Below are 1,409 nucleotides of genomic sequence, written 5' to 3' on the forward strand. Positions count from 1 at the left end.
AGCGATATACAACTCACCGATCACCCCGACCGGAACCTCGGACAAACCCGAATCCAGAACAAACACCGCGGTCCCCGAAATCGGACGACCTATCGACGGTGTCCCCGCACCCGCCACCAGCGGTTCGCTCACCGTCGCACACACGGTCGCCTCCGTCGGCCCGTACGCGTTCACCATGGATCGGCCCGGCGCCCACCGATCGACCAACTCAACCGGGCAAGCCTCCCCCGCGACGACCAGCGAGCGCACCGACTCCAACCCTTCCGGTGGCAACGTTGCCAACGCCGACGGGGTGAGGGTCATGTGGGTAACGCCGAATTCGTCTATGAGATCGGACAGACCGGAAATGCGGGTCGCCGCGTCATCCGGCGGGATGACCAACGTCGCCCCCGTCACCAACGTCACCCATATTTCGAAGACCGTCGCATCGAAACTCCAGGACGCGAACTGTAGAACCCGACTGTCTTCGCCGATACCGAACCGTGCGATCTGATCGGATATCAGCTCGAAGACTCCAGCGTGGGTGACGGCGACACCCTTGGGTGTGCCGGTCGTGCCAGAGGTATGGATGATGTATGCCACCGCCGATTCCGGCGGTACCGGCAACGAGGCCACGGGTCGTGTCGCGAGCGCCGGATCGGTGACATCTATGACCGGCACGTCGTACCCGATCAACCGGGGCGCGAAGGCGCCATCGGTTACCACCGCGACCGGCGAAGCGTCCGCGAGCAGGAACCCGACTCGCTCATCGGGATGGCGCACATCGATCGGCAGATACGCTGCCCCGGCCTTGAGCACACCCAAGGTCGACACAATCGCCGAACCCGAGCGCGGCAGCATCAACGCGACGATGTCGCCTTCGCCAATGCCCCGATCGACCAGCAGATGAGCGAACCGTGTCGACGCCTCATCGAGCTCGCCGTAAGTCCATGACTGTTGTTCGAACACCAACGCGACCGCATCCGGCGTCCGCTCCGCCTGCGCGGCGAACATCACCGGAATCGACACCGCCGCAGTCGGTTCGGCCAGCACCGCCCGATTCGAGAAGCGTGCCAATCGAGTCAGCTCGTGTTGGCCGAGCAACTCGATCGACGACAACCTCCGCTGCGGATCAGCAACCACCGCTTCCAGCACCCGCCGCAACCGGTCCGCCAACTGCTCGATCATCGACGTATCGAACAGTTCGGCCGAATAGTCCACCTGAAGCCGCAGTTCCGCGCCCGGCGTAAATTGAAGCGCCAGCGGATAGTGCACCGTTTCATGGACGTCGATATCAGTGATCGAGATATCTCCGCCGATACTCTCCGCGGAAGCCTCGATTGGGTAGTTCTCGTACACCACGAGCGTGTCGAACAGCTCTTTGTGTCCGGAAGCGCGGCAGATCTCGGTCAACGGCAGAAACTGATGCT

The 1,409-nt window shown here is 62.9% G+C and carries 1 protein-coding gene; it reads right to left on the reverse strand.

Annotated elements, in window-relative coordinates; translation table 11 throughout:
• On the reverse strand, positions 1-1,392 hold a 1,392-nt coding region (locus AB0L82_RS43645; RefSeq protein WP_364651610.1), incomplete at its 3' end, for an AMP-binding protein.
• Positions 1,393-1,409 lie beyond the last annotated feature (17 nt).

Origin of the sequence: Nocardia sp. NPDC052001 (assembly GCF_040680615.1) — a bacterium.
Lineage (GTDB): Bacteria > Actinomycetota > Actinomycetes > Mycobacteriales > Mycobacteriaceae > Nocardia.